At 64.9% G+C, this 24,309-nt stretch carries 28 protein-coding genes, 2 tRNA genes and 1 pseudogene; 19 read left to right on the forward strand and 12 right to left on the reverse strand.

Features of this window, described 5'->3' with window-relative positions; translation table 11 throughout:
* Window positions 1-40 precede the first annotated feature (40 nt).
* Window positions 41-115: transfer RNA gene (locus G8O24_RS10315), tRNA-Thr, on the reverse strand.
* Between the two features lie 315 nt (window positions 116-430).
* Here G8O24_RS10315 and G8O24_RS10320 point away from each other — a divergent pair.
* The 5 genes from G8O24_RS10320 (at window position 431) to G8O24_RS10340 (ending at window position 4,309) form a co-directional block, all read left to right on the forward strand.
* Window positions 431-613 carry a hypothetical protein gene (locus G8O24_RS10320; RefSeq protein WP_188098797.1) on the forward strand — a complete coding sequence of 61 codons (183 nt, stop codon included), beginning with the start codon at window positions 431-433 and terminating at the stop codon, window positions 611-613.
* Between the two features lie 88 nt (window positions 614-701).
* Window positions 702-2,366, forward strand: coding sequence for an FAD-dependent oxidoreductase (locus tag G8O24_RS10325; RefSeq protein ID WP_188098799.1), 1,665 nt, complete (start codon window positions 702-704; stop codon window positions 2,364-2,366).
* A 125-nt stretch (window positions 2,367-2,491) separates the two neighbouring features.
* A complete protein-coding gene (locus tag G8O24_RS10330) occupies window positions 2,492-2,800 on the forward strand; it encodes an EthD family reductase (RefSeq protein WP_188098801.1) in 309 nt (102 codons plus the stop codon).
* A gap of 148 nt (window positions 2,801-2,948) precedes the next feature.
* Window positions 2,949-3,458 (forward strand): hypothetical protein, encoded by a 510-nt coding sequence (locus G8O24_RS10335; protein WP_188098803.1) that lies wholly within the window; start codon window positions 2,949-2,951, stop codon window positions 3,456-3,458.
* Window positions 3,459-3,484: 26 nt separating this feature from the next.
* On the forward strand, window positions 3,485-4,309 hold the full coding sequence (locus G8O24_RS10340) for an alpha/beta fold hydrolase (protein WP_188098805.1): 825 nt from the start codon (window positions 3,485-3,487) through the stop codon (window positions 4,307-4,309).
* 9 nt (window positions 4,310-4,318) lie between these two features.
* On the opposite strand, the gene G8O24_RS10345 is transcribed toward G8O24_RS10340, so the two are convergent.
* Window positions 4,319-4,972, reverse strand: coding sequence for a TetR/AcrR family transcriptional regulator (locus G8O24_RS10345; protein WP_188098807.1), 654 nt, complete (start codon window positions 4,970-4,972; stop codon window positions 4,319-4,321).
* Window positions 4,973-5,055: 83 nt separating this feature from the next.
* Here G8O24_RS10345 and G8O24_RS10350 point away from each other — a divergent pair, with 83 nt between their 5' ends.
* The 10 genes and pseudogenes from G8O24_RS10350 (at window position 5,056) to G8O24_RS10395 (ending at window position 12,434) form a co-directional block, all read left to right on the forward strand.
* Entirely contained in the window at window positions 5,056-5,994 is a 939-nt protein-coding gene (locus tag G8O24_RS10350; RefSeq protein ID WP_188098809.1) for an SDR family oxidoreductase, read from the forward strand.
* A pseudogene (locus G8O24_RS10355) lies at window positions 5,991-6,119 on the forward strand (epimerase); the annotation flags it as partial. The gene G8O24_RS10350 and the pseudogene G8O24_RS10355, both read left to right, overlap by 4 nt.
* A gap of 134 nt (window positions 6,120-6,253) precedes the next feature.
* Window positions 6,254-6,703, forward strand: coding sequence for a DUF2948 family protein (locus G8O24_RS10360; RefSeq protein ID WP_188098813.1), 450 nt, complete (start codon window positions 6,254-6,256; stop codon window positions 6,701-6,703).
* A 148-nt stretch (window positions 6,704-6,851) separates the two neighbouring features.
* Window positions 6,852-8,147: a histidinol dehydrogenase gene (hisD, locus tag G8O24_RS10365; RefSeq protein WP_188098815.1), complete on the forward strand. Its 1,296-nt coding sequence runs from the start codon at window positions 6,852-6,854 to the stop codon at window positions 8,145-8,147.
* Window positions 8,144-8,641, forward strand: coding sequence for a UPF0262 family protein (locus G8O24_RS10370; RefSeq protein ID WP_188098817.1), 498 nt, complete (start codon window positions 8,144-8,146; stop codon window positions 8,639-8,641). Before hisD ends, G8O24_RS10370 begins: the two co-directional genes overlap by 4 nt.
* A gap of 5 nt (window positions 8,642-8,646) precedes the next feature.
* Window positions 8,647-9,114, forward strand: a complete 468-nt coding sequence (locus G8O24_RS10375) for an arsenate-mycothiol transferase ArsC (protein ID WP_188098819.1) — start codon at window positions 8,647-8,649, stop codon at window positions 9,112-9,114.
* A gap of 159 nt (window positions 9,115-9,273) precedes the next feature.
* Window positions 9,274-9,903, forward strand: a complete 630-nt coding sequence (locus G8O24_RS10380; protein WP_188098821.1) for a Maf-like protein — start codon at window positions 9,274-9,276, stop codon at window positions 9,901-9,903.
* Between the two features lie 135 nt (window positions 9,904-10,038).
* Entirely contained in the window at window positions 10,039-10,221 is a 183-nt protein-coding gene (gene yacG, locus G8O24_RS10385; RefSeq protein ID WP_188098823.1) for a DNA gyrase inhibitor YacG, read from the forward strand.
* 174 nt (window positions 10,222-10,395) lie between these two features.
* Window positions 10,396-10,471: transfer RNA gene (locus G8O24_RS10390), tRNA-Phe, on the forward strand.
* Window positions 10,472-10,790: 319 nt separating this feature from the next.
* Complete coding sequence (locus G8O24_RS10395; RefSeq protein ID WP_188098825.1) at window positions 10,791-12,434, forward strand: tetratricopeptide repeat protein; 1,644 nt, start codon at window positions 10,791-10,793, stop codon at window positions 12,432-12,434.
* A 438-nt stretch (window positions 12,435-12,872) separates the two neighbouring features.
* Here the strand turns inward: G8O24_RS10395 and G8O24_RS10400 are convergent, their stop codons facing one another.
* Both G8O24_RS10400 and G8O24_RS10405 read right to left on the reverse strand, forming a co-directional pair.
* Window positions 12,873-13,493, reverse strand: a complete 621-nt coding sequence (locus tag G8O24_RS10400; protein WP_188098827.1) for a GNAT family N-acetyltransferase — start codon at window positions 13,491-13,493, stop codon at window positions 12,873-12,875.
* 96 nt (window positions 13,494-13,589) lie between these two features.
* The gene (locus G8O24_RS10405) at window positions 13,590-13,973 is read right to left on the reverse strand and encodes a cupin domain-containing protein (protein WP_311972227.1); all 384 of its coding nucleotides are present in this window, start codon (window positions 13,971-13,973) and stop codon (window positions 13,590-13,592) included.
* Window positions 13,974-14,096: 123 nt separating this feature from the next.
* Between G8O24_RS10405 and G8O24_RS10410 the strand changes: the two genes are divergently transcribed.
* Window positions 14,097-14,714, forward strand: coding sequence for a helix-turn-helix domain-containing protein (locus tag G8O24_RS10410; RefSeq protein WP_188149090.1), 618 nt, complete (start codon window positions 14,097-14,099; stop codon window positions 14,712-14,714).
* A 122-nt stretch (window positions 14,715-14,836) separates the two neighbouring features.
* On the opposite strand, the gene G8O24_RS10415 is transcribed toward G8O24_RS10410, so the two are convergent.
* The 7 genes from G8O24_RS10415 to mdcA are packed head-to-tail and all read right to left on the reverse strand — an operon-like array spanning window position 14,837 to window position 20,854.
* Entirely contained in the window at window positions 14,837-15,757 is a 921-nt protein-coding gene (locus G8O24_RS10415) for an acyltransferase domain-containing protein (RefSeq protein ID WP_188098833.1), read from the reverse strand.
* Window positions 15,751-16,605 (reverse strand): triphosphoribosyl-dephospho-CoA synthase MdcB, encoded by an 855-nt coding sequence (gene mdcB / locus G8O24_RS10420; protein WP_188098836.1) that lies wholly within the window; start codon window positions 16,603-16,605, stop codon window positions 15,751-15,753. The genes G8O24_RS10415 and mdcB overlap by 7 nt, the downstream gene beginning before the upstream one ends.
* Window positions 16,602-17,249, reverse strand: a complete 648-nt coding sequence (mdcG, locus tag G8O24_RS10425; protein WP_188098838.1) for a malonate decarboxylase holo-[acyl-carrier-protein] synthase — start codon at window positions 17,247-17,249, stop codon at window positions 16,602-16,604. Before mdcG ends, mdcB begins: the two co-directional genes overlap by 4 nt.
* Window positions 17,242-17,982 carry a biotin-independent malonate decarboxylase subunit gamma gene (gene mdcE, locus G8O24_RS10430; RefSeq protein ID WP_188098840.1) on the reverse strand — a complete coding sequence of 247 codons (741 nt, stop codon included), beginning with the start codon at window positions 17,980-17,982 and terminating at the stop codon, window positions 17,242-17,244. Before mdcE ends, mdcG begins: the two co-directional genes overlap by 8 nt.
* Complete coding sequence (locus G8O24_RS10435; RefSeq protein ID WP_188098842.1) at window positions 17,969-18,883, reverse strand: biotin-independent malonate decarboxylase subunit beta; 915 nt, start codon at window positions 18,881-18,883, stop codon at window positions 17,969-17,971. The genes mdcE and G8O24_RS10435 overlap by 14 nt, the downstream gene beginning before the upstream one ends.
* On the reverse strand, window positions 18,880-19,197 hold the full coding sequence (gene mdcC / locus G8O24_RS10440) for a malonate decarboxylase acyl carrier protein (protein ID WP_188098844.1): 318 nt from the start codon (window positions 19,195-19,197) through the stop codon (window positions 18,880-18,882). Before mdcC ends, G8O24_RS10435 begins: the two co-directional genes overlap by 4 nt.
* A gap of 10 nt (window positions 19,198-19,207) precedes the next feature.
* Window positions 19,208-20,854, reverse strand: coding sequence for a malonate decarboxylase subunit alpha (gene mdcA, locus G8O24_RS10445; protein WP_188098846.1), 1,647 nt, complete (start codon window positions 20,852-20,854; stop codon window positions 19,208-19,210).
* Between the two features lie 193 nt (window positions 20,855-21,047).
* Here mdcA and madL point away from each other — a divergent pair, with 193 nt between their 5' ends.
* The 3 genes from madL to G8O24_RS10460 are packed head-to-tail and all read left to right on the forward strand — an operon-like array spanning window position 21,048 to window position 22,960.
* Entirely contained in the window at window positions 21,048-21,482 is a 435-nt protein-coding gene (gene madL / locus G8O24_RS10450) for a malonate transporter subunit MadL (protein WP_188098848.1), read from the forward strand.
* Entirely contained in the window at window positions 21,479-22,243 is a 765-nt protein-coding gene (gene madM / locus G8O24_RS10455; RefSeq protein WP_188098850.1) for a malonate transporter subunit MadM, read from the forward strand. Before madL ends, madM begins: the two co-directional genes overlap by 4 nt.
* Window positions 22,244-22,960, forward strand: coding sequence for a GntR family transcriptional regulator (locus G8O24_RS10460; RefSeq protein ID WP_188098852.1), 717 nt, complete (start codon window positions 22,244-22,246; stop codon window positions 22,958-22,960).
* A gap of 88 nt (window positions 22,961-23,048) precedes the next feature.
* Here the strand turns inward: G8O24_RS10460 and G8O24_RS10465 are convergent, their stop codons facing one another.
* Complete coding sequence (locus tag G8O24_RS10465; RefSeq protein ID WP_188098854.1) at window positions 23,049-24,191, reverse strand: helix-turn-helix transcriptional regulator; 1,143 nt, start codon at window positions 24,189-24,191, stop codon at window positions 23,049-23,051.
* Window positions 24,192-24,309 lie beyond the last annotated feature (118 nt).

The raw sequence follows: 24,309 nt of genomic DNA on the forward strand, positions 1-24,309 counted from the left end.
ACCGAAATTTCAAGAAAATCAATGCATCCAATAGGATGGCTGGTGCTGCCAGACAGGATTGAACTGTCGACCTCTCCATTACCAATGGAGTGCTCTACCACTGAGCTACGGCAGCATGTGCTGGGATCAGAATCGGCCGCTACGGGGGGCCTACCAAGCGGGCCGATATCTGCCACAGGCCTCCCCGCTGTGCAAGCTTGCAAGGCCCACTCAGACGAGAAAATCGGGGCGATATCGGGGGTATTACGGCTGTTTGGGCCGGAAACGACCGACTTTCGGCCGATTTCGGTTCCGCTTCCCCGCCAACTGGCCAGTTGGCCGCTGCGGCGGATTCGGCCCATTTTGGATTTCGCACGATCGGGACCATCAAGGCCTCTTGAGCTGCCGCATTCTCTTTGCATGTTATCGCCATCTGCCGGATGGAGCCGCGATGGCTGACGAGACCAACAAGACGACGAGGCAAGACCGCACATCGCGGGACGACCGGCTGAAATCGGCGCTGCGCGAGAACCTGAAGCGACGCAAGGCGCAGGCGCGCGAACGCGCCGCAAGCGGCGACCCCTCGCAAGATGACGATGGGTCCCTAAATGAGGGGGCCGCCAGCGAGACCTGAGCTTGGAAGCGAGCCGCCGGCATTATTTGGAGTGCATGCAGTGACCACGGGGCAAGACGAATCCCAACGAAGCGATCGCGACGCGCAGATGGCGCGTTTCACCCGCCCCGAGCAGACGTTTCCGACGCTGACGTCGGCGGAGATCGAGCGTCTCAGGAATTTCGGCGAGCTTCGCACCTACAAGGATGGCGAGCTGCTGTTCGAGACCGGCAAGCCGGGGCCGGGCATGTTCGTCGTGCTGAAAGGCGATGTCGCCATCAGCCAGCGCGATGGGCTCGGCAATGTGGCGCCGGTGATCGACCAGGGGCCCGGCCAATTTCTGGCTGAGCTCGGCCAGCTCTCCGGCCGCCCGGCGCTGGTCGATGGCCGCGCCGAAGGCGATGTCGAGACGCTGCTGCTGCCGCCGGAGCGCCTGCGCGCGCTGCTGGTCGCCGAGGCCGAGCTCGGCGAGCGCATCATGCGTGCGCTGATCCTGCGCCGGGTCAATCTGCTCCAGGCCGGCGTCGGCGGCATCGTGCTGATCGGTCCCTCGCATTCGGCCGGCGTGGTGCGCTTGCAGGGCTTCCTCACCCGCAACGGCCAGCCGCATCACCTGCTCGATCCCGACAAGGATCGCGACGCTGCCGAGGTGATCGCGCGCTATTCGCCCAAGCCCGAGGACTGGCCGCTGGTCGTCACACCGGACGGCGCCGTGCTGCGCAACCCCGGCGAGACCGAGCTTGCGCGCGCGATCGGCATGATCGGCGGCCCGCGCAATGATCGCATCTACGACGTCGCCATCGTCGGCTGCGGCCCGGCGGGGCTCGCCACCGCCGTGTACGCGGCCTCCGAGGGGCTGTCGGTCGCCGTGCTCGATACCCGCGCCTTCGGCGGCCAGGCCGGCGCCAGCGCGCGCATCGAAAACTATCTGGGCTTCCCGACCGGCATTTCCGGCCTGGCGCTCACGGCCCGCGCCTTCAACCAGGCGCAAAAATTCGGCGCCGACATCATGATCCCCGTCACGGCGAAGTCGCTCGACTGCACGCGCAAGGACGGCGCCTTCTCAGTCGCGCTCGATGGCAGCGATCCCTTGCGTTCGCGCTCGATCGTGGTCGCATCAGGTGCGCGCTATCGCCGGCCTGAGATCGCCAATCTCGACAAGTTCGAAGGGCGCGGCGTCTGGTACTGGGCCTCTCCGGTGGAGGCGAAGCTGTGCGCCGGCGAGGAAGTCGCGCTGGTCGGTGCAGGCAATTCGGCGGGACAGGCGGCGGTGTTTCTCTCGGGCCACGCCAGGAAGGTCCTGATGATCATTCGCGGCGGCGGCCTCGGTGCCAGCATGTCGCGCTATCTCATCGAGCGCATCGAAGCAACGCCGAACATCGAGCTCTTGTTCAACACCGAGATATCGGCGCTCGAAGGCGACGAGAGCTCGCTGCTGCGGCGGATCCGCTGGAAGAGTCGGCTGTCCGATGACGAGGAGGTCGCCGACATCAAGAACCTGTTCTTGTTCGTCGGCGCCGATCCCGCCACCTCATGGCTCGACGGCTGCGGCGTCACCCTCGACCGCGGCGGCTTCGTGGTGACAGGCGCACAGTCCGAGCTGAACCAGGGCAAGCTGGTGGCTCCGCTCGAGACCTCCGTGCCCGGCGTCTATGCCGTCGGCGACGTCCGTTCCGGCTCGGTCAAGCGCGTCGGCGGCGCCATCGGTGAAGGCGCCCAGGTCGTGGCCTCCCTCCACGGCTATCTCGGCGACGCCGCAAAACCGGCGCTTTAGTCAAGGACAAGACAAGCGAATGGCAAGTCGAATCCGGCTTGCCATTGTGCCCTGTGATGCCTGACTATCTCGCACGTCGCGAACCCAATCGCGCGTGGAAAACGAAGATTCAACGGGAGGACTAAATGGCCGAACTCGTCGTGCTCTACAAGACGCCCAAGGACGCTGCCGCTTTCGACAAGCATTATGCCGAGACCCACATTCCGCTCGCCAAGAAACTTCCCGGCCTGAAGAAATACGCCGTGAGCACCGGCGCAGTTGCTTCGCCCGCCGGACCCTCAGGCGTTCACCTCGTCGCCATCCTCACCTTCGACAGCGTGGCCGACATCCAGAAGGCCTTCGGCAGCGAAGCGGGCAAGGCGGCCGCCGGCGACGTGCCGAAATTCGCCAGCGGCGGCGCCGACCTCCTGATCTTCGACACCAAGGACGTGTGAAGCTCGGCTTCAAAATCAGCCATGCGTTTGTCGATTCGCACGATGACGCATGGCTGCGCGCAGATATGTGAGGCCAGCGCCGGTGGCAATTCGATGAGGGGCGTAATATCAATCCTCTGATCTCAGTGACGACATGAGGAGAGATGTCATGGTTCTCGGAATGAGTTTGCAAGCCTTCACACTGGTCCATGTCATCATCAGCCTGATCGCCATCGCGGCTGGTCTCGTCGTGATGTTCGGGTTGCTCGGCTCGAAGCCGATGCCAGGCCTCACCGCGATCTTCCTGGTGTTCACCATCCTGACCAATGCAACGGGCTTCCTGTTTCCGTTCAAGGAGCTGCTGCCCTCCTACATCATTGCCGGCATCTCGCTGGTGCTGCTCGCGATCGCCTGCGTCGCGCTGTACGGCATGAAGCTCAAAGGCGTCTGGCGGCCGGTCTATGTCGTGACCGCGATGATCTCGCTCTACTTCAATGTCTTCGTGCTGATCATCCAGTCTTTCCTGAAGATCCCGGCGCTGGCCGCGCTCGCACCCGCCGTGCCGCCGGCACCGCCATCCGGCCCGGTGTTTGCCGTGGTGCAGGGCATCGTGCTGGTGTTCTTCGTGGTGGTCACCATCGGCGCCTGGCGCCGCTACAAGCCGATGGTGTTCGCCTGATTGCATCTCGCTAAAGGAGTTACCCAATGCCTACCATCACCACCAAAGACGGCGTCGAGATCTTCTACAAGGACTGGGGCTCGGGCCAGCCGATCGTGTTCAGCCATGGCTGGCCGCTGTCGGCGGACGATTGGGACGCGCAGATGATGTTCTTCGTCACGCGTGGCTATCGCGTCATCGCCCATGATCGCCGCGGCCATGGCCGCTCGGCGCAGGTCGCCGACGGTCACGACATGGATCATTATGCCGACGATCTCGCGGCGCTGACCGCGCATCTCGACCTCAAGAATGCGCTTCATGTCGGCCATTCCACCGGCGGCGGCGAAGTCGTGCACTACATCGCGCGGCATGGCGAGAGCCGCGTGGCCAAGGCCGCGATCCTTTCGGCGGTGCCGCCGCTGATGGTGAAGACCGAAGCCAATCCCGGCGGCCTGCCGAAGAGCGTGTTCGACGGCTTCCAGTCCGCGCTCGCCGGCGGCCGCTCGGCCTTCTACCGCGACATCGCAGCCGGCCCGTTCTACGGCTACAACCGTCCCGGCGCAAAACCGTCGGAAGCGGTGATCCAGAATTGGTGGCGCCAGGGCATGATGGGCGGCGCGAAAGCGCATTACGACGGCATTGTCGCATTCTCGCAGACCGATTTCACCGAGGATCTGAAGAAGATCAGCGTGCCCGTGCTGGTGATGCATGGCGACGACGACCAGATCGTGCCCTACGCCGATTCCGCGCCGCTGTCGGCCAAGCTGCTCAAGAACGGCACGCTGAAGACCTATAAGGGTTTTCCGCATGGCATGCCGACCACGGAAGCCGAGACCATCAACGCGGATCTGCTGGCGTTCTTCAAGGCGTGAGCCGATCGCTCACGCCAGGATCGCCCTGATTGCATCGAAGGTCCGCTTGATGAAAGCCTCCGGCTTGTCGCGCGTGCCTTCGCTGAGCCAACTCTCGCCGCCGACGCGCATCGCGCCGGTGGCGATCATGGCGACGAGCCGGGCCTTCAGCCGCTCCGACTTGCGCCCCGAACGTTGTGTCAGGCCCTCCGCCAGCGCCCGCTCGAGTTTTTCGTATTTGAGCTGGTCGCGGGCGTGAAGCGCAGGATTGTCGCGCTTGAGCCGCGACATCGCCGCCGCCTCGGTCGGATCGATCCGCTTGATCGCCGCCGCGATGGCGTTCTCGGCCGCCGTCAGCATGGATTCGTCCGCTGGCCGCGCCAGAATTTCGGTGACCAGCGCCGCCGCCGCATCCTCCTGCCATGCGGCGACCACGTCCTCCTTCGACGCGAAGTAATGAAAAAAGCTCCGCCGCGACATGTCGGCAGCGGTTGCGATGTCGTCGATGGTCGTGGCCTCGAAGCCGCGCTCAAGGAACAGCGCGATCGCCGCGCGCTTCAGCCGCTCGCGGGTCTCCTGCTGCTTGCGCTGGCGCAGGCCAGGGCTCTCAGGGGATTCTGCGTTTGCCGGCAACGGCTTGGCGCTTGTCCTGACCGGATGGCGGGTGGGTTTGGAAGCCTTCAAACTATTTCACCTCTTGCAAATTTGCACTCAGTGCACATTTAGACCGGTCGCGGGCCTTATCCAGCCCCGAACGGAGACATGGCATGACCGACTGGACCACGGCTGACATCCCCTCTCTCGCTGGCAAGACCGCCGTCGTCACAGGGGCCACCGGCGGTCTCGGCTACGAGACGGCGCTGGCGCTGGCGGGCGCTGGTGCCATCGTCATACTCACCGGACGCAGCGACGCAAAGGGCCTGCGGGCGATCGAGGGCATTTGCGCGCGGTTTCCCCACGCCCTGATCGCCTATGAGCGTCTCGACCTCGCCAGCCTGTCCTCGGTCGCCGATTTCGCCCGGCGTTTCGCCGCCAGCAACGACCAGCTCGATCTCCTGGTTAATAATGCCGCTGTGATGGCGCTGCCGAAACAGCAGCAGACCGAGGATGGTTTCGAGATGCAGCTCGGCACCAACTATCTCGGCCATTACGCGCTCACAGCGCGCCTGTTGCCGCGCCTTCGCCGCGCCAGGGCGCCTCGGGTCGTCAATCTCTCGAGTCTGGCGCATCGCTCAGGTCGAATCAATTTCGGCGACCTGCAGAGCGAGCGGTCCTATCGTCCCTGGCGCGCCTACTGCCAGTCCAAGCTCGCCATGCTGATGTTCTCGCTCGAATTGCAGCGGCGCAGTGATGCGGCCGGTTGGGGCTTGAGAAGCATTGCCGCCCATCCCGGCTCTGCGCGCACCGACCTTATTTCGAACGGCCCGGGCGCCAACACCTTGCAGTGGCGCGTCGGCCGGTTGCTGCAGCCGTTGATCAGCCAGTCCGCGGCCGAAGGCGCGCTGCCGACGCTGTTTGCGGCGACCTCGCCGGCGGCGCAGCCCGGCGGCTATTATGGTCCTGACGGGTTCTACGAGTTGAAGGGAGCGCCCAAAGCTGCGCGGATCATGCCGCAGGCAAAGGATTTCGCTTCGTCCGCCAGGCTGTGGGATGTCTCGGCGGCGTTGACCGGCGTATCCTTCGACGACATCGCGGCCGCCGCGTGAGCCGCAGCTTCGGCGGGGACGGTCCGATGCGTGTCATTGGTTTTGGCGCGACCGGCATGGTCGGCCAGGGCGTATTGCGCGAGTATCTGATCGATGCGCCCATGATCCAGGTCGCCCGGCTCGGTTATCCCAAGAAGGTATTGGAGATGAAGGATATCAATAGGCTCTAGTCCGTGGTCCGCGGGGCCGCTAATTTGCGGGGAAATTTCGGCAGCCCCGCGCGTTGGACCGGATCAGTCCACGAGGAGAAGTGTCGGTGATGTCTCCCCAGCTCAAATTGATCGCCCTCGACGCCGACGATTTGGCCGTGATCTCGACCCATGTGCAGGATGCTCGCGTCCAGCCCTCCGACATCATCTGGCGGCAGGGCGAGAAGCGCCTGGTGGTTGGCATGAGCCGGCTGGACTGGGAGCAGACGCTGGACGGTGAGGCCGAACCGCGCCGGCTGGTCGCAGCGCTCCGCTTCGACCGCGTGCTCGCCTGCAAATCACGCAACATCGACCTGGAAGCACCCGACAAGGTCCTGGACCTCGTCGGCATCGAGTTTCATCCCCAGGGCGGCCGCGACGAGGAGCCCGGCGGCAGCGCGCTGTTGCTGTTTGCCCATGGCGGCGCGATTCGCCTCGACGTCGAATGCCTGGAATGCCAGTTGACCGATCTTGGGACGGACGAGCTGGGGATGGGAGTCGGGATTGAGGGGGAGGGGTGAGGTAACCTCTGTATACCACCCGAACCGGCTCAGGCCTTCGCCCGAACTGCACCCGGCAAGGGTTGACGCAGCTTCCCCGTCGCGCCATTGAGCAGGGGGCCGGTGAGCCAGACTGCGCCTCCTCAAACCAGCAGAAGCCAAGCCCAATATGCCCGTTCGTCTCGACCGCAGCAGCGCCGATTTTGACCTGCAGTTCGCGGCCTTCCTCGCCGCCAAGCGCGAGGTGTCGGCCGACGTCGAAGCCGCCACCCGTGCCATCGTCGATGACGTGGCCAAGCGCGGCGATGCCGCGCTGCTCGAGGCCACGGCAAAGTTCGACCGCTTGACGCTGGATGCGTCCGGCCTGCGCGTCACGGCCGCCGAGATCGATAATGCGGTAAAGGCTTGCGATGTCGCGACGCTGGATGCGCTCAAGCTCGCGCGTGACCGCATCGAGATTTACCATCGCCGCCAGTTGCCGAAGGACGAACGCTTTACCGATCCGCTCGGCGTCGAGCTCGGCTGGCGTTACACCGCGATCGAATCCGCCGGTCTTTACGTGCCCGGCGGCACAGCGGCCTATCCGTCCTCGGTGCTGATGAACGCGGTGCCGGCCAAGGTCGCGGGCGTCTCGCGCCTCGTGATGGTGGTGCCCTCGCCGGACGGCAAGCTCAATCCGCTGGTGCTCGCGGCCGCCTCACTCGGCGGCGTCACGGAAATCTACCGCGTCGGCGGCGCGCAGGCTGTTGCGGCGCTCGCCTATGGCACCGCGACGATCGCGCCTGTTACCAAGATCGTCGGCCCCGGCAACGCGTTCGTCGCCGCCGCAAAACGGTTGGTGTTCGGCAAGGTCGGCATCGACATGATCGCGGGCCCCTCCGAGGTGCTTGTCATTGCCGACGATACCGGCAATGCCGACTGGATCGCCGCCGATCTGCTGGCGCAGGCCGAGCACGACGCCAGCGCGCAGTCGATCCTGATCACCGATTCCGCGCGTCTGGCCGCCGACGTCGAGAAGGCCGTCGAAGCGCAGCTGAAGACGCTGCCGCGCGCTGCGATTGCCGGCAAGTCCTGGGCCGATTTCGGCGCCATCATCATGGTGAAGACTCTCGCTGACGCCGTTCCGCTCGCGGATGCGATCGCCGCCGAGCATCTCGAGATCATGACCCGCGATCCCGACGCGCTCGCGGCAAAGATCCGCAACGCCGGCGCCGTATTCCTCGGCGCGCACACGCCGGAAGCCATCGGCGACTATGTCGGCGGCTCCAACCACGTGCTGCCGACGGCGCGCTCGGCGCGGTTCTCTTCAGGCCTTGGCGTCGCCGATTTCATGAAGCGGACCTCGATCCTGAAATGCGGCCCGGATCAGTTGCGTGCGCTGGGTCCGGCCGCGATGACGCTCGGACAAGCGGAAGGGCTGGACGCCCATTCGCGCTCGATTGGATTGCGCCTCAATCTGTCATGACAAAGCCGCCCGAACAGGACGACTCGCAGAACCGCATCGTCGCGGTCACCCTCGACGAGGACTCGATCGGCCGTTCCGGGCCCGACATCGAGCATGAGCGTGCGATCGCGATCTACGATCTGATCGAGCAGAATCTGTTCGCGCCTGAAGGGGCGGAGGGGAAGGGGCCGTTCACGCTGCATATCGGCATCAGCGGCAACCGGCTGATGTTCGACATCCGCCAGGAGGACGGCACGCCCGTGGTCGCGCATCTGTTGTCGCTGACGCCGTTCCGGCGGATCGTGAAGGACTATTTCATGATCTGCGACAGCTACTACCAGGCGATCCGCACGGCGACCCCGGACAAGATCGAGGCCATCGACATGGGCCGCCGCGGCATCCATGACGAGGGATCGCGCACTCTGCAGGAGCGGCTGAAGGGCAAGGTGCGGGTCGATTTCGAGACGTCGCGCCGGCTGTTCACGCTCATTACCGTTCTTCACTGGAAGGGTTAAGTGCGATGGCGGGTCCGCCACGCGCACGCGATCCGCAATCGGTGCTGTTCGCCTGCGCGATGAACAGCGTGCGCTCGCCGATGGCCGAGAGCCTCTTGCAGCACATGTTTCCGCAAGGCCTCTACGTCAAGTCGGCCGGTGCCAGGAAGGGCGAGCTCGATCCCTTCGCCGTCGCCGTGATGGCCGAGCTCGGTCAGGACATCTCCGCCCACAAGCCGCAGACCTTCGAGGAGCTGGAGGACTGGGAGGGGCTGAACTTCGACCTCATCATCACGCTCTCGCCCGAGGCGCACCACAAGGCGCTGGAGCTGACCCGCACGCTCGCGGCCGACGTCGAATACTGGCCGACGCAGGATCCCACCACCATCGAAGGCAGCCGCGACCAGAAGCTTGCCGCCTACCGCGAGGTTTGCGACCAGCTGCTGATGCGCATCCGCCGGCGGTTCGCCAAGGCGGGCGCGGCGAGCGGGTAGCATTGGCCTCCCGTAACACCCGCGTCACAGACTGAGGGCACAGCCATGTCGGTGCCCTTCGAATCAGCAAAGTCAGGGTTCCTGGGTTGTGAAATCAGCCCCCTTCCGATAGGTTCCGCGCGCAATTCAACCCCTGCCAAATCTCCCAAAAATCACCTGATGCTCGGCCGCCCCAAATTCGTTCTTGCCTCCGGTTCGCCGCGACGTCTGTCGCTGCTCAACCAGGCCGGCATCGACCCCGATGCGCTCCGGCCGGCCGACGTCGACGAGACGCCGCGGCGGGGCGAGCTGCCGCGTGCCTGCGCCAACCGCCTCGCGCGGGCCAAGGCCGATGCGGCGTTGAAATCGGTGCAGCTGGATGATGAGCTGCGCGGCGCCTTCATCCTGTCCGCCGACACGGTGGTGGCGGTCGGCCGCCGCATCCTGCCCAAGGCGAACCTCGTCGACGAAGCGGCGCAGTGCCTGCGGCTGTTGTCGGGCCGCAACCACCGCGTCTACACCGCGATCTGCCTGGTGACGCCGCGCGAGGCCTTCCGCCAGCGCCTGGTCGAGACTCGCGTTCGCTTCAAGCGCCTCTCGGAAGACGACATCCAGGCCTATATCGGCTCCGGCGAATGGCGCGGCAAGGCCGGCGGCTATGCGGTGCAGGGCATCGCCGGTTCGTTCGTGGTGAAGATGGTGGGCTCCTACACCAACGTGGTGGGCCTGCCGCTGTACGAGACCACGACGCTGCTCGGCGGCGAAGGCTTTCCGATCCGCTTCGGCTGGCTCAACGCCACCGCCGTGTAGGCGCGCCTGACAAAGATCTCGAAAACAACCCCATGCACAGTACAATCGGCCGGCGGGGCGCCTGCGCCTTCGCCGGAGGAACCCGTTTGCCGAGAGGCTCTTGAGCCTCGTCACCTCGTGTAGACTGCCGCCATCATGGACGACCAAGTCAAAAAGCCCACCGCCCCCCTCAAAACCTGCCCGATCTGCGGCAAGCCGCAGGCGCAGGCCACCCGCCCGTTCTGCTCCTCGCGCTGCCGCGACGTCGATCTGAACCGCTGGCTGAAGGGCTCCTACGTCATCCCCGGTCGTGATGACGACGTGGACGACGTTGAATGATCAGTAATATCAATGCTTTATTCGAGTGAGCGGGGTGCGGCGGCAAGCCCGCCCCAGCTTGTGCACAGCCAGCCCTGAGCCCGCGCAAGCGAAGGCGAAGCGTGGGTAGACAGGCCGCCGCGAGCCCACTATAAACCGCCCGCTCGATGGGCTTTGGCCCCTCTCGTGGAGCAAGCCCAGGTAGCTCAGTTGGTAGAGCATGCGACTGAAAATCGCAGTGTCGGTGGTTCGATTCCGCCCCTGGGCACCATTCCTCCGCCATTCAATAAGCTTCGCGAGCCCTCAGTCCGCAATCGCATCCGGCGCCTTCGGCACTGCGATGGGTCCGGCGCTGCCTTGCTTCGAGATCGCGGGCCTTCGTCGGCAAGAACTGCGTCAGTGCGAGCCAGATCGCGGATCGTCCTCTTTCAGCCGTGCGATCTTTGAACATCGGGTCGAGCTCAGCGATACCGTTTCGATCCCTCGCAGACCGTTTGAACTTGGCACCCGCTTGACCCGGCAAACTGTGAACCAGGACCACCAATGCGGACACATAGTTCAGAAGACCAGGTTCGCTTCGGGACGATTGCATGGCCTCTACGGACTGGAGATTTTGGAGCTCGCTTTTCGCTGCCACCATCTTCCTGAGCTGTCTGGCCAGCGCCGGGGAGCGGTGTGACAGCCCGCTAGATCCTGATGCGGCGATCGTCGACTGTACTCAGACCATCATCTCGGACAAGGCGAAGGGACGCTATCTCGCGGCCCTTCTGAACAATCGAGGCGCTGCCTACCGCGCCAAGGGCGACAACGAGCGCGCCGTTGCCGACCTGAACGAGGCGATCCGGCTCGATCCGAAGCTGGCGATGGCCTACAACAATCGCGGCGCCTATTACAACGAGCAAGGCGACAACGATCGCGCCATCGCTGACTACAATCAGGCGATCCGCCTCGATCCCAAATTGCCCTTGGCCTTCAACAATCGTGGCAACGCCTACCACGACACGGGCGACAACGACCGCGCCATTGCGGACTACAGTGCGGCGATCAGGCTCGATCCCCACTTCGCCAGGGCCTTCCAAAATCGAGGGGTCGCCTATGGGGACAAGGGCGACACTGATCATGCCATCGCCGACTTCAGCGAGGCGATCCGGCTCGATCCGACCCATGCCGCGGCCTTCATCAATCGCGGCAACGCCTTCAACGACAAGGACGACAACGACCGTGCCATTGCCGACTACAGCGAGGCGATCCGGTTGGCTCCCAAGCTTGCCATCGCCTTCCAGAATCGCGGCAACGCCTACCACGACAAGGGTGACAACGACCACGCCATCACCGACTACGACGAGGCGATCCGGCTCGATCCCCAACGCGCCAAGGCCTTCCTCGGTCGCGGCATCGCCTTCAGCGACAAGGACGCCTACGAGCGCGCGATGGCCGACTTCGACGAGGCGATCCGGCTCAATCCAAAATCCGCCTCGGCGTTCAGGCATCGGGGCGACGCCTACCTGGAAAAGGGTGACAACGACGCGGCCATCGCCGATTACGGCGAGGCGATCCGGCTCTACCCTGAAGACGTCAGCGCCCTCTCCAGGCGAGGTTCCGCCTATCGCGCCAAGGGCGACATCGAGCGCGCCATCGCCGACTACGACGAGGCGATCCGGCGCGATCCGAAATCGGTCCGAGCTTTGGTCGGGCGAGGTTACGCGTTCAGCGAAAAAGGTGAATTCGACCGTGCCATCGCCGACGTCAATCAGGCCATACGCCTCGATCCGAAGTCACCGTTGGCCTATTTCGCGCGCGGGCGTTTCTATCTCGCGGCCGGCGCGGCGGAAAAAGCGCTGGCCGATTTCAACCAGGCCAACACGAATGCGCCGGACATTGTCCAATTGGCATTGTGGGCCGATATCGCCGGCCGGCGCAACAACCAGCCGAGCCACCTCGCGCAGACCAGCTCCAAGCTCGACATGACTGTTTGGCCGGCGCCTTTGGTCAAGCTGTTCATGGACCAGACGACGCCAGAGGCCGTTCTTGCCGCCGCAGACCACCCGGATTCCATCGCAAAGAAGGGCCATATCTGCGAGGCGAATTTCTACATCGGTGAGCTCGCGTTGACGAAGCGGCAGAAGGAGGATGCGACGCGTCTCTTCCGTCAGGTCGCAAACGAGTGCCCGCACGGCTTCGACGAGTGGGACGCCGCCAGGGCCGAGCTAAAGCTGCTTGGTACGGTGCCGTGAGCTAACTCGATGACAGCCGATGATCAGACGTGATCAATCGAGCTTTGCCTCGTCAAGTACTGGACAGCCTCTCTCTGGATTACGATCGCCGAGGCCCCGGGCATCAGATGCGAGGAGCTAGTTACGCCCTCGCCCCTTCGGGTAGTTCGACGATTATAGGCGCTGCCATCTATTCTTTTCGAGCGCCTGCTTGGAGCAAGCGGCCTTTGGCATCCGGCCTCGTGATACCCCGCGGGGGAAGTCGCGTTGCGGCTCCCACGCCCTACTCTTCGCGTTGGTGACCCAAAATTATCTTGAGCGATAAGGATAAGCTTCATCAGATATCTAGTAGAAATTCTCTAGTCTTTTCAATCCATCAAGACGGGTAAATCGCAATCCGCCCCTGGGCACCACGCTTCGCTTTTCCACGCTCGGGCATGTTCTCCTAGCAAGCAGCTCTCAAGAGCGGCCCATCCAGATGGTTCGGCTCGGACAGTCATCCGCCAGTTGCAACTGTTCGAAGCCCAGCTTTGACCAGAACCGGACAGCTCGCCCATTTGCGCGGTTGACGCCGACATGCATGGCCTTGATGCCCAGCCGTGAGGCGCGGGCTACCCACTCCGAGAAGAGCAAGGCTCCAGCGCCGCGGCCCTGAAGCCTCGGGGACAAGTTCAGATGCACATGTGCCGGATAGGCTTCAACCACCTGTTTGGGAGGTTGTTCCGGATGATGAATCGCAAATGCCCGGCGCTGATCCGCTGACCATTGGGCTGACGGGATGGTGCTTGGGTCGTCGTACTCGCGACGAAGCTGCGGCCACCACTCGGCCTCGAGCCTGTCGTGCCATCGTTGGGTGTCGGGCGTGCCGACAGCGAAACCGGCGACTCCCTCGTCGTCTTCAATGACGAGCGCCAGGCGTGCTTCAAGGGCGGCATAGGGCGCAGAGTAAATGTGGCCGAGCAGCTTGCCGTCCTGATAGAGGTGCGAGGCATCGCCACCATTGTGGCCGGTAGCAAGAGAGATCGCATAGACGGCGTCAAGATCGGCTGGCCCGACTTGTCTGATTTCGAGTGCTCGCATGCGATGATCATTCGGGAGTGGATTCAGATCGCAGTCGATTGAGGCCATCCAGCATTGGATATTCGATTGAACTCAGGCCTCCCTGAATGGAGGCCGTCAGTAAACCGTTTCCGGTTGCTCCAAAGGCTCGATGTCGAGGTCGATGCGAAGTCCCGAGTTGTCGCTGCGCACGACGACGAAATGCGCGGGCTGACCGGGGTCGAGATTGATTTCCTGATGGGGCACGTTCGGGGCAAAATAGACAAAATCGCCAGGGCCGACGTCCGCGGTGAACTCCAACCGTTCGCCCCACCGGATCCGGCTGCGGCCCTTGCTGACATAGACCGCGACTTCGTGCGTTCCGTGGTGATGTGCGCCGGTTCGCCCATTTGGCGGCAAGGTCACGGTTCCCATCCAGATGCTTGCACCGCCCGTCCCGGCAAACTCAAAAGCTGTCGCCCGTCCCTCCTGCGGCGTCGCGGCTGCACGCACCACTTTCACACCGTCGTTTCGCCAATCTCTGACACCCACAGGTCAAGCTCCAGCTTTGTCCACGAAAGCGAATGCGTGTACTCTATTGCGGACAAGTGGTGGTGTCCACTATAAAAATATGGAGTCCGGTTTTTGTCCTCTATAGATGACAAGCTTCTAAGCCGGATCGCTCAGGCGATTCGCAGGCGGCGGGAGGAGTTGAGTTTATCGGTGCGCGCCCTCGCGAGCAGGAGCGGGGTCTCCTCCTCGATGATCTCGGATGTGGAACGGGCGGCCAAATCGCCGACGATTTCGACGCTTGCGGCGCTTTCCGAGGCGCTCGAGATGCCGCTCTCGACCCTGGTCGAGAGCCCGGAGCCCACCCGACTCCGCGTCGTCAAAGCCGCAGAGCGGCAGTGGCTTGTTGAGCCGGGCACCGGCGCAAAGCGCGATCGCTTCATGCCGACGGTTGCCGGCAGCGAAGTCGAGTTCTTGCGCTACGTGGTGCCGCCAAAAACCCTGGCGGGACCGTTTCCTGCTCACGCGCCGGGTACGATAGAGCACGTTTATCTGGTGTCGGGTGCGCTTCAGATAACCCTCGGCAACGACGTCGCAGACCTTAAGGCAGGCGATAGTTGCTCGTGCTACGCCGATTTGCCGCATGGTTTTGACAATCGTCACAGTAAAACGCCGGCCGAACTCATCATCGTCGTCGAACCGCCCCGTGCAGCGATGTCGGATCGGGCAAGGCGCCACGAGAGAGGCCGATGACGTGTCGCGCTGCTCACCGCGAAGGGCACCCATGGCGTTCCGGGTTCGGCCATCGTCATCGCGCTTTATTGTTTGAGCATGATCTTTTCGGAAAACCGCTTCGCGCTTTTCCGGATCATGCTTTAGCCCGCGGCAACCCAGTTGCGCAGGCCGTCGATGCTGCGGAATCCGTCGGCTGCGTAGCTGCGGATCGACGGGAAGGCGCCTTGCATCATCTCGGCCAGCGCGTGTCCCGGGCCAAGGTCCAGCGCGCGCTCGGCGCCTTGCTCCGCAAGCGCCTCCAGCGTCGCGGCCCAGTCGATCGGGCGTGCGACTTGGCCGGCGAGCTTCGCCGTCGCATCGGACGCGAAGAAGATGCGCTCGCCGCCATCTCCCGCGAGGAGGATTCGCCGATCGGCGATAGGCCTGCGCGAGCTTGCTGCGAGCGCCTGTTGCAGGGGCTCGCAGGCTGCTTCAAGCCGAGACGTGTGCGAAGCGATCCGCACGGCGAGAAGTCCGGCGCGCCCTGCGCCCTGCGCTATCGCCTCATCGCAGAGGTCGGCGACATCCTGCTCCTCGCCGCCGACCACGGTGAGCAGAGCTGGATTCCTGATCGCGATCTCGCAGCGATGCCTTTCAAGCAATTGAGCAAGCCTGGCCCGCTCCAGCCCGCGGACATAGCCGAGCCGTCCGTTCGGGCCGGCCGCGCGGTCCATGAGGCGCGCGCGCACATCGGTCAGACGCAGGGCTTCGGCGGCGGTCCATACTCCCGCGACGCTCCAGGCCGCCATCTCGCCGACGCTATAGCCCGTGACGGCCGTCTCCCCGGTCAGCAGATCGGCGATGCAGGCGTGGATCGCGAGCGCCGATGTGACGGTCAGGATCTGGCTGACCCGGTTGGCGGACAGCGCGTCCGCGCCGCGCGTCTTGACGAGCACTCGCGGGTCTTCCCCGAGACAAGCCGTTGCGGCAAGGAAAACTGGCTCGGCAGCGGGCTGGTCCGCGACAAGATCGAACATCTTGTCCGAGAGCGTGCCTTGTCCGCCGCAGAGAAGCGCTAGCATCCGGTTTCGATCCGATCGACGAACAGGGCCATGGCGAGCAGATCCGCCGCGCCGCCCGGGCTGAGATTGCGGGCTACGAACGCCTGGTGAATATCGGCGGCGCGCTTGCGCCAGCCTGAAGATCCGACGCCTCCGGCAGCCAGAAATGCGGATGCGCTGGCCTGCGCGAAGCGCAATCCCTCTGCCCCGCCCCGGTGCAACAAATTGGTGTCGGCGACCGCAGCGATCAACGCCATGCAGGTCTGAACGCGGGCCGCCTCTTCATCTCGAGGTGCGAGCTGCTGTGCCGCATGCAGCGCGGGAAGGGCGATGTCGTAGACCGACGGAAAGCCGCAGGCAGCTTCCGCTCTGGCGCCGCCCGCGCCGTAGCGGCGCGCAGCCAAGGCGCCATGGCTGCGCAGTGAGATGGGGCCGTCGAGGATGGCCGCGCCCCAACGCTGCGAGACCATCTCGCCGAGCGGCTTGCGGATGCCGAGCGCGCCGCGATAGCCGGCCGCGGCGCAGAGCAGGCCGAGCCCGAAGATCGCGCCGCGATGCGTGTTCACGCCTGAAGTCGCCGCCAGCATCGCGCGCTCCGCCGCAACCCCGATCGCGCGCAACCGGTCCATGCCCGCACCCTCGGCGCCTGCGGCGGCGAGCTCGCCGAAGAATGGCGCCAGCGTGTCGGCACTTCGGCACAACAGCGCGGCATCCATGTCGCGATGCGCACCATTGTCGACATGGCTGACCAGTCCCGGCTTGGGATAGGTTTCAACTTCGCGCTTCAGGGAGAGCGACGCGAGGTCGCCGAGCTGCTCGGCACGAAGCGCGCGTTGCGGCTGCGCCTGCCATCTCAACGCAAGGTTCATGACGCGGCACCCGACAGAAAAGCTGCGCGTGTCATGCTCGCGACGCCGGCCGAGCTCTTCACAAGGACTTCGTCCTCGTCAGCGCCGGTCAGCTCGCGCCACTGCACGCCGCCGGCCGGGCCGGTGATCTCACCGTCGAGCCGCATCGGCGCCTGTTTCGCGATCGCGGCAATGTCGGACGGCAGCGTCTTTGCCTGCATGACCGCCGGCAGCGGCCACAGCAGATCGAGGTCCGAACGCTCCGAGAGATAGGGAAGGCCGGTGAGATGCTGCCAGGCCAGGCTGCCGAACGTGCGCGTCTCCGGCACAAGCTGAAGCAGCAGGTCGATCGTCGCACGCCAGTGCGCAGGCGCGGCCTCAGCCGCGTCGGCCAGCAAGGGAGGCGGTGCGGAGGTGAGGATATCGGCAGCGGCAAGCGAGACCGCAATACGTCGTTTGCCGTGGCAGGGCGGTAGCGGCAGGCCGAGCGGCACGAGGTCGGCGGTATCGCTGCATCCCGGTCGGCGGACGATGAGGGGGCGTCCCGCATCGACCCAGCCCGCGACGATTGGCTCGCTGGCGAGCTCGGGAGAGCGGTTCATCACGGCGGCCCATCCGGATGCCGAGGCCTTCACCATGCTGTGGCGTGCCAGAGCTTCAGCCATGTTGCGCTCTCCCATGCGCAGCCGCCGCGAGCGCAATCACGCGATCGGCGATCTCGGCCGCCTTCCGCCTGCCGCCGCGCTCGGCGCCGAGCCGACTGCGTTCATCCTGTCCCCGCGGCCGTTGCAATACGGCGGCAAGCTGCGGCGCCAGCGGCGCCGTTTCGTCCCAGACGACATGAATGCCGCCAGATAGCACCATGTTGTCGAGGCCGGGCGCGAACACGGGCGTTGCTTCGGCCTTGGCCTTCAGCACATCGATCGACAGCTTGGTGACCCGCGCCATCGACGGCAGGTCCATCACCGCAGGCTGCGCGCCGGGCAGTGCCACCAGCGTAGCGGCGGCAAGCGCGGTCGCGATGAAGGCGCCGGCGGCGCTGCCGCCGTAGAGAAGGCCGATGGTGCGATGTCCTTCGGCCTCCGCGAGCAGCAACGCCTTGGCAAGATGCGACAGATATTCGCTGAGACCGAGCAGCTCGTCGCGTTTGCTCATGCGCTGGCTGGCGGAATCCACCAGGATCAGGATCGGGGCGCGATCGCCTGACTTGACGATCTCGATCACGCGGCCTGCCAGCGTGATCGCTTCGTCGACGCCGAGCGGCTGTCCCTTGATGACGCCGAGCACGTGGATCGGCCGGCCGTCGGGCAGGATCGCTTGTCCCGCGATCGTTGTGTCCGTGGTCTCGAGCTTGCGGCCGTTCGGGAACAGGCTGGCCAGGATCTCATCGAGCGTCATCGGCGGTCTCCCTGTCGTTGGCGGCGCGAAGAAACGCGCCGGTCGGAAGTGCGGGAAGGTCGGTCGGACTGCCGATGCCGAGCGTCTGCCAGATCTCGACCGCGTCCTCGGCCTCGCCGAATCGCTGCAACCGCCGCGCGAGGCGCGCCTGTTCGGCTTCGAGAACCGCGACGTCGCATCGCCCGTGCATTTTGAGTGCATCGATCGCGGCCCGGCGAAATGCCAGCGCCTCGTCGTCGACGAACACGTCGGCAGCTCCGATCAGATAGCGGTGCTTGCCGCCCATGGTGCGCCAGACCAGGGCGCGATCGCGCGAGTCGAATTCCTCGATGCCCCGGTTGGTCTCGATCACTTCGGGGCCGCTGACACTGAGCCGGCCCTGTTCGGAGATGATCAGGCGCGAGCAGGTGCCGGCGATCAGGCTGCCGCCGCCATAGCAGCCGGCGCGTCCGCCGATCAGGCCGACGACGTTGATGCCGGCGCGGCGTGCCTCGATCACCGCGCGCATGATCTCGGCGATGGCGAGCTCGCCGGCATTGGCCTCCTGAAGCCGCACGCCGCCGGTGTCGAACAAGATCAACACGTCCTCTTTGAGCGCATGTGCCGCGCGCAACAGGCCGGTGAGCTTGGCGCCGTGGACCTCGCCGAAGGCGCCGCCCATGAAGCGTCCCTCCTGCGCGGCAATGAGCACCGGCGTGCCGTCCAGGCGGCCGCGTCCGACGACGATGCCGTCGTCGAACTGCTCCGGCAGGTCGAAGATCGACAGATGCGGGCTGATCTCGCGCAGCTCAGGGCCGATGAATTCAGAGAAGCTGCCGGCATCGACCAGTGCGTCGATGCGCTGCCGCGCGCTCGCCTCGTACCAGCTTAGTGAAACAGTGTTGGCTGCCACCTGGCTCATCGCTCCGGCTCCTCGATCTTGCGGACGCCCTGGGCTAGTCGCAGCGCCACCGTGTCCGGCCGGGCGCCGCCGTCATTGATGGAGATACGCAAGCCTCCGGCCGAGCGCCGCGCGGCGAAATCGCGGACCACGGCGTCCCACACCATGCCGAAGCCATGGGCTGCCGTTGCGATGTCGATGGTGCAGATGTCGGGCGGAAGGCTGCGTTCCAGCAGCACTTCGAGATTGCCGGAGGCGACGACGCCGACGATCGCCTGCGCGCGAGTGCCGCCGGCCGATCGGGGCGCCGCCAGTCTGAAGCTGAGCTTTTCCATGCAGAACTCCTCACCAATTGCGGAAGCGGCTGGGTGGGCGGTAGAGGCCGCCCGAGGCCAGCATGAGATCCTTGATCGAGCGCGCCGCCAGCAGATTGCGATCGGCGTCGAGCGGATCGATGCCGAGATCTTCAGGACGCTGGATCACGCCGCGCTGCCGGAGTTGCTCGACCAGCTTCGCATCACGCGCGCGGCCGATATCGGTGTAGCCGGCAACGCCGCGGATCGCCTGCTCGCGCTCGTCCTTGCTGCGGCACATCAAGAGGTTGGCGATGCCTTCTTCGGTGACGATGTGGGTGACGTCGTCCGAGTAGACCATCACCGGCGCAAGATCGAGGTCGAGCTTGCGCGCCAGCTCGAGCGCATCCAGCCGTTCGACGAACAGGGGCGTGTTGCGCTCGCCAAAGGTCTCGCCGATCTGCACCACCAGCTTGCGGCCGCGGCGCAGCGCCGCGTTGGTACCAGGGGCGGCTTCGGCGCCGGCCTTGAGCCAGGGCTCGCTCGGGTGACGGCGGCCACGCGGATCGGAGCCCATGTTGGGCGCGCCGCCGAAGCCGGCGATACGGCTGGTCGTCACAGTCGAGCTGTGGCCTTCGAGATCGATCTGCAGCGTCGACCCGATGAACATGTCGCAGGCATAGAGGCCCGCGGTCTGGCAGAAGGCGCGGTTGGAGCGCAGCGAGCCGTCGGGGCCGGTGAAGAACACATCGGAACGCGCCGCGACGTAATCCTCCATGCCGACTTCCGATCCGAAGCAATGGATCTGCTCGACCCAGCCGGATTCGATCGCCGGAATCATCGTCGGATGCGGATTGAGCGCAAAGTGCGTGCAGACCTTGCCCTTGAGGCCGAGCTTCTCGCCATAGGTCGGCAGCAATAGCTCGATCGCGGCGGTGTTGAAGCCGATGCCGTGGTTGAGCCGGCGCACGCCGTAGGGCGCATAGATGCCCTTGATGGCGAGCATCGCCGTCAGGATCTGGGTCTCGGTGATGGCGGCGGGATCGCGCGTGAACAGCGGCTCGACATAGAAGGGCCTGTTCGCCTCGACCACGAAATGCACGAGGTCGCCGGGAATGTCGACGCGCGGCACCTTGTCGACGATCTCGGTGACCTGCGCCACGACGACACCGTTCTTGTAGCTGGTCGCCTCGACGACGGTCGGCGTGTCTTCGGTGTTCGGCCCCGTATAGAGATTGCCATCCTTGTCGGCGCTGACCGCCGCGATCAGCGCGACGTTCGGCGTGAGGTCGATGAAGTAGCGCGCGAACAGCTCGAGATAGGTATGGACGGCCCCTAACTCGATCTTGCCGCCGAACAGCATGCGCGCAATACGCGCCGACTGCGGGCCCGAATAGGAGAAGTCGAGCCGCCGCGCGATGCCCTTCTCGAAGATGTCCAGATGCGCTGATAGCACCACGCCTGACTGGACCATGTGCAGGTCGCGGACGTCCCCTGGCTCGAGGCTGGCGAGCGCCGAGGCGAGGATGTCGGCCTGCTTCTGATTATCGCCCTCCAGGCACACCCGGTCGCCTGACCGGATCACGGCCTTCAGAAACGCGCCGAGGCTCGGGGTCGGGACCACCTTTCCCTTGGCGTGCTGCCGGCCGGCCGCGAGGCGCTCACCGAGGGCGGCCTTTTGCATACCCCAATCGCTCATTTCGGCTCCTTGGCATGCTGGAACTCACTGGAATGGCCTTTATGTATGCGTATTGCCTTTATTTGTCAATTAATGTATACGAAAGCCTATAAGCGATCGGAATTCGCATACACAGGAGGGAAGTTATGATGCGAATGCGTACAGGACGTCACGTTGCCGTGAGCGGTGCTCCGCGTGCAGAGGGGAGGCGCTCGTGACCATTTCCGGCGTCGCGCTCCTCGCGATCTGCACATTGTTGGGGGGCTATCTGGGTGACCTGCTCGGCGTCGCCCTCGGTGTGAAGGCCAATGTCGGCGGTGTCGGCATTGCGATGATGTTCCTGATCGCGGCCCGGCTTTGGCTGGTGCGGCACGGCGCGCTCAGCCTCGGTCTCAAGACCGGCGTCGAGTTCTGGGGCAGCTTCTACATTCCCATCGTGGTCGCGATGGCCGCGCAGCAGAACGTTGTCGCCGCCGCAAAGGGCGGCCCCATCGTCGTCATTGCCGGGCTAGGTGCGGTCGCGGTGTGTTTCGCGATGGTGGCGCTGATTGGCCGGCTCAGTGGTCGGGTCGAGACCATGGACGAGATCCAGGCCCGAGAGGCGATCGAGGCGAGCGTGCCGCACTTCAAGTCGGGGAGGATCGGATGACCATGATATCCCACGTTCTCGCCGCCAATTCGCTGATCACGGCGTTCGCCGCCGTCGGAATCCTGATGTGGATCTCCGGGGCGATCTCGAACTATCTCACCTTCGGACGGATCCACGGCTCGGCCATCGCGATCATGCTGGGCCTGCTGCTCGCCTTCTTCGGCGGCATCGCCACCGGCGGCGAAAAGGGCGTCGCCGACCTGCCGGCGCTGACCGGGATCGCCTTGATGGGCGGCGCGATGCTGCGGGACTTTGCCATCGTCGCCACCGCCTTCGAGGTCGATGTCGTGCATGCGCGCAAGGCCGGATTGATCGGAGCGGTCGCGCTCGGCCTGGGGACGGTCGTTCCCTTCATCCTCGGCGTGTTCGTCGCCGCGGCGTTCGGCTACACCGACGCGATCTCGCTGACCACGATCGGGGCCGGCGCGGTCACCTACATCGTCGGACCGGTAACGGGCGCCGCGATCGGGGCATCCTCGCCGGTTATTGCACTCTCGATCGCGACCGGTGTATTCAAGGCGGTGATCGTGATGATCGGAACGCCCTTCGTTGCCGGGATGATCGGCCTCAACAATCCGCGCAGCGCCATGGTGTTTGGCGGTTTGATGGGAACGGTCAGCGGCGTGTCCGGAGGGCTTGCGGCGACCGATCGGCGCCTGGTGCCTTACGGCGCATTGACCGCGACGTTTCACACGGGCCTCGGATGCCTGGTCGCACCGTCCATCCTCTACTTCACGGTGCGCGCTATCATGGGAAGCTGAATGGCAAGTCTGTTCAAGATTGCAGCCGAAGCCGAAGAAGATGGCGGGCTCCTCTCCGACCGCATCCGCAATGCGCTCACGGACGAGATCGCCTCCGGTGCGCTCGTCGCCGGTTCGGCTCTGGAGGAGCAGCAGCTTGCCGATCGCTTCGGCGCGTCCCGCACCCCGGTGCGGGAGGCGCTGCGGCAGCTCGTCGTCAGCGGGCTGGTCGAGGTCCGCGGGCGCCGTGGGGTCGTGGTGGCGCGGATGACGCCCGAGCGCATCATGGACATGTTCGAGACTAGCGCAGAGGTGGAAGCCATGTGCGTGCGCCTTGCGACCTTTCGCATGACGCCGCTCGAGCGCAGTCATTTGATCGAGCTCCACGAGAGCTCGCTGGCGATGGTCGAGGCCAGCGACGTCGATGCCTATGATGCCTTCAACCGGACCTTCCACGAATGCATCTACAGCGCCACGCACAATTCGTTCATGGCCGAGCAGGCGCAGGATGTCCGGGCGCGCCTCAGCGCCTTTCGCCGCACCCAATTGCGGCAGGGCGATCGTATCCGCAAGTCCCGCGACGAGCACGACGCCATCATGCAGGCGATCGCCGAAGGCGACGGCGATACCGCCTCGCGGCGGATGCGGGCCCATATGCTGAACGCCGCCGCGGCGCTGCGGCGCTATATCGATGATCGCGTGCGCCCCGCTCAATCGCTCGGGCCTGACGACACCTGACGTCGCGCCCAAAGCGCGATGTGATCAGGATGAATTGCCATCGAGGGAAACCGTTCGCACCTTTGCGGATCATGCTTCAGCCGGCGCCTTACACCGGGAACGTCAGCGACTTCGCCAGCCTGACCAGATCGACCTGGCGGCGGCACCCGGTCTTCTCGAACACATGAAGCAGATGGGTCTTCACCGTCGCGACGGATACGCCGAGCAGATCCGAGATCGCATCGCGCGTGTGTCCCTCGCAGATGAGTTCGAAGATCCGGATCTCGGCCGGCGTCAAATCGTAGAGCTGGTCGAGCGCGACATGGGACATCCGCGGCGGCCCGGAGGCCGACGCCACGAACAAGGCAGCGGCGGCGCGCTGGCTAAGGCCGGCACGCATCTGGCCGCGTCGCAATGGCAGGACGTGAATGACGAGCGGATCGCCGCTTCCGCGAAGGATCGGGATGCCGATGCCCTTCTGGCCGAGTGCGGCCTCATCCTTCGCCGCCTGTGCGATCGCCGATTGCAGCGAGCTGGTCGTGTTCGCAGCTTGAACCGCGATCCGGCCTTGTCGAACCATGATCGGGTCTTCGGCCACGAGCATTGCCGTCGCAGCGGCGTTGCTATGGACGATCCCGGCATTCTCGTCGGCGAGCACGACACCGACCGTCAGCGCCTCCACCGTTGCGGAGAATGTCGCCGCTTCCACCGCCTTCATGTCGAACAGATTGCTGATGGTCACGGCGCGGCGGATGTGGGGCGTCAGGAGCCGCAACCCACCGAGCTGCGCGTCGTCGATGGGGCCGGCCTGTTCATGCTGGCTGAAGATCGCGTTGCCGACCATCGCCCGGTCGCGAACGAGGCCGACGGCCACGGCGTCGAACAGGCCCCTCGGCAGAGCCCATTCGCGATAGTAACGATTGCCGGCGATGATGTCCTGCCGGACGGCCTGGGATTGAACGATCGGCTCCCCGAGCGGGTACTGCTGGATGCGTTCGGCGCCGCCCCAGAGCTCGATGATATCGGGCCCATAGCCGATCGCGTTCCGGGTCATCTGGGCCAGATCGGAACCGGAGACTGCGTTGACGACAGCCTTCATGTTGGTGAGGCTGGCGACCGAGAGAGCACCGGTGGCAAAGCCGAGCTCGGCGCAAATCCCCTCCAGAACGTCAGACCAGCGTTCAGGTGCAATCACACAATCGTAGATGCTGCCGATGAGATCCGAGAATTTTTCGACCGAAGCCTGCTGCATTCCAACTTGCTCAACCGGACGCCCTGACGAACGTATTGGCGTCACTTCAAAGTCATTTTGGGCCGACGATCATTGGCCCCGATCGCGGATGTCACTGCCCGACAACAAAGGCGTTTAT

It is taken from the genome of Bradyrhizobium campsiandrae (genome assembly GCF_014529705.1).
GTDB lineage: Bacteria > Pseudomonadota > Alphaproteobacteria > Rhizobiales > Xanthobacteraceae > Bradyrhizobium > Bradyrhizobium campsiandrae.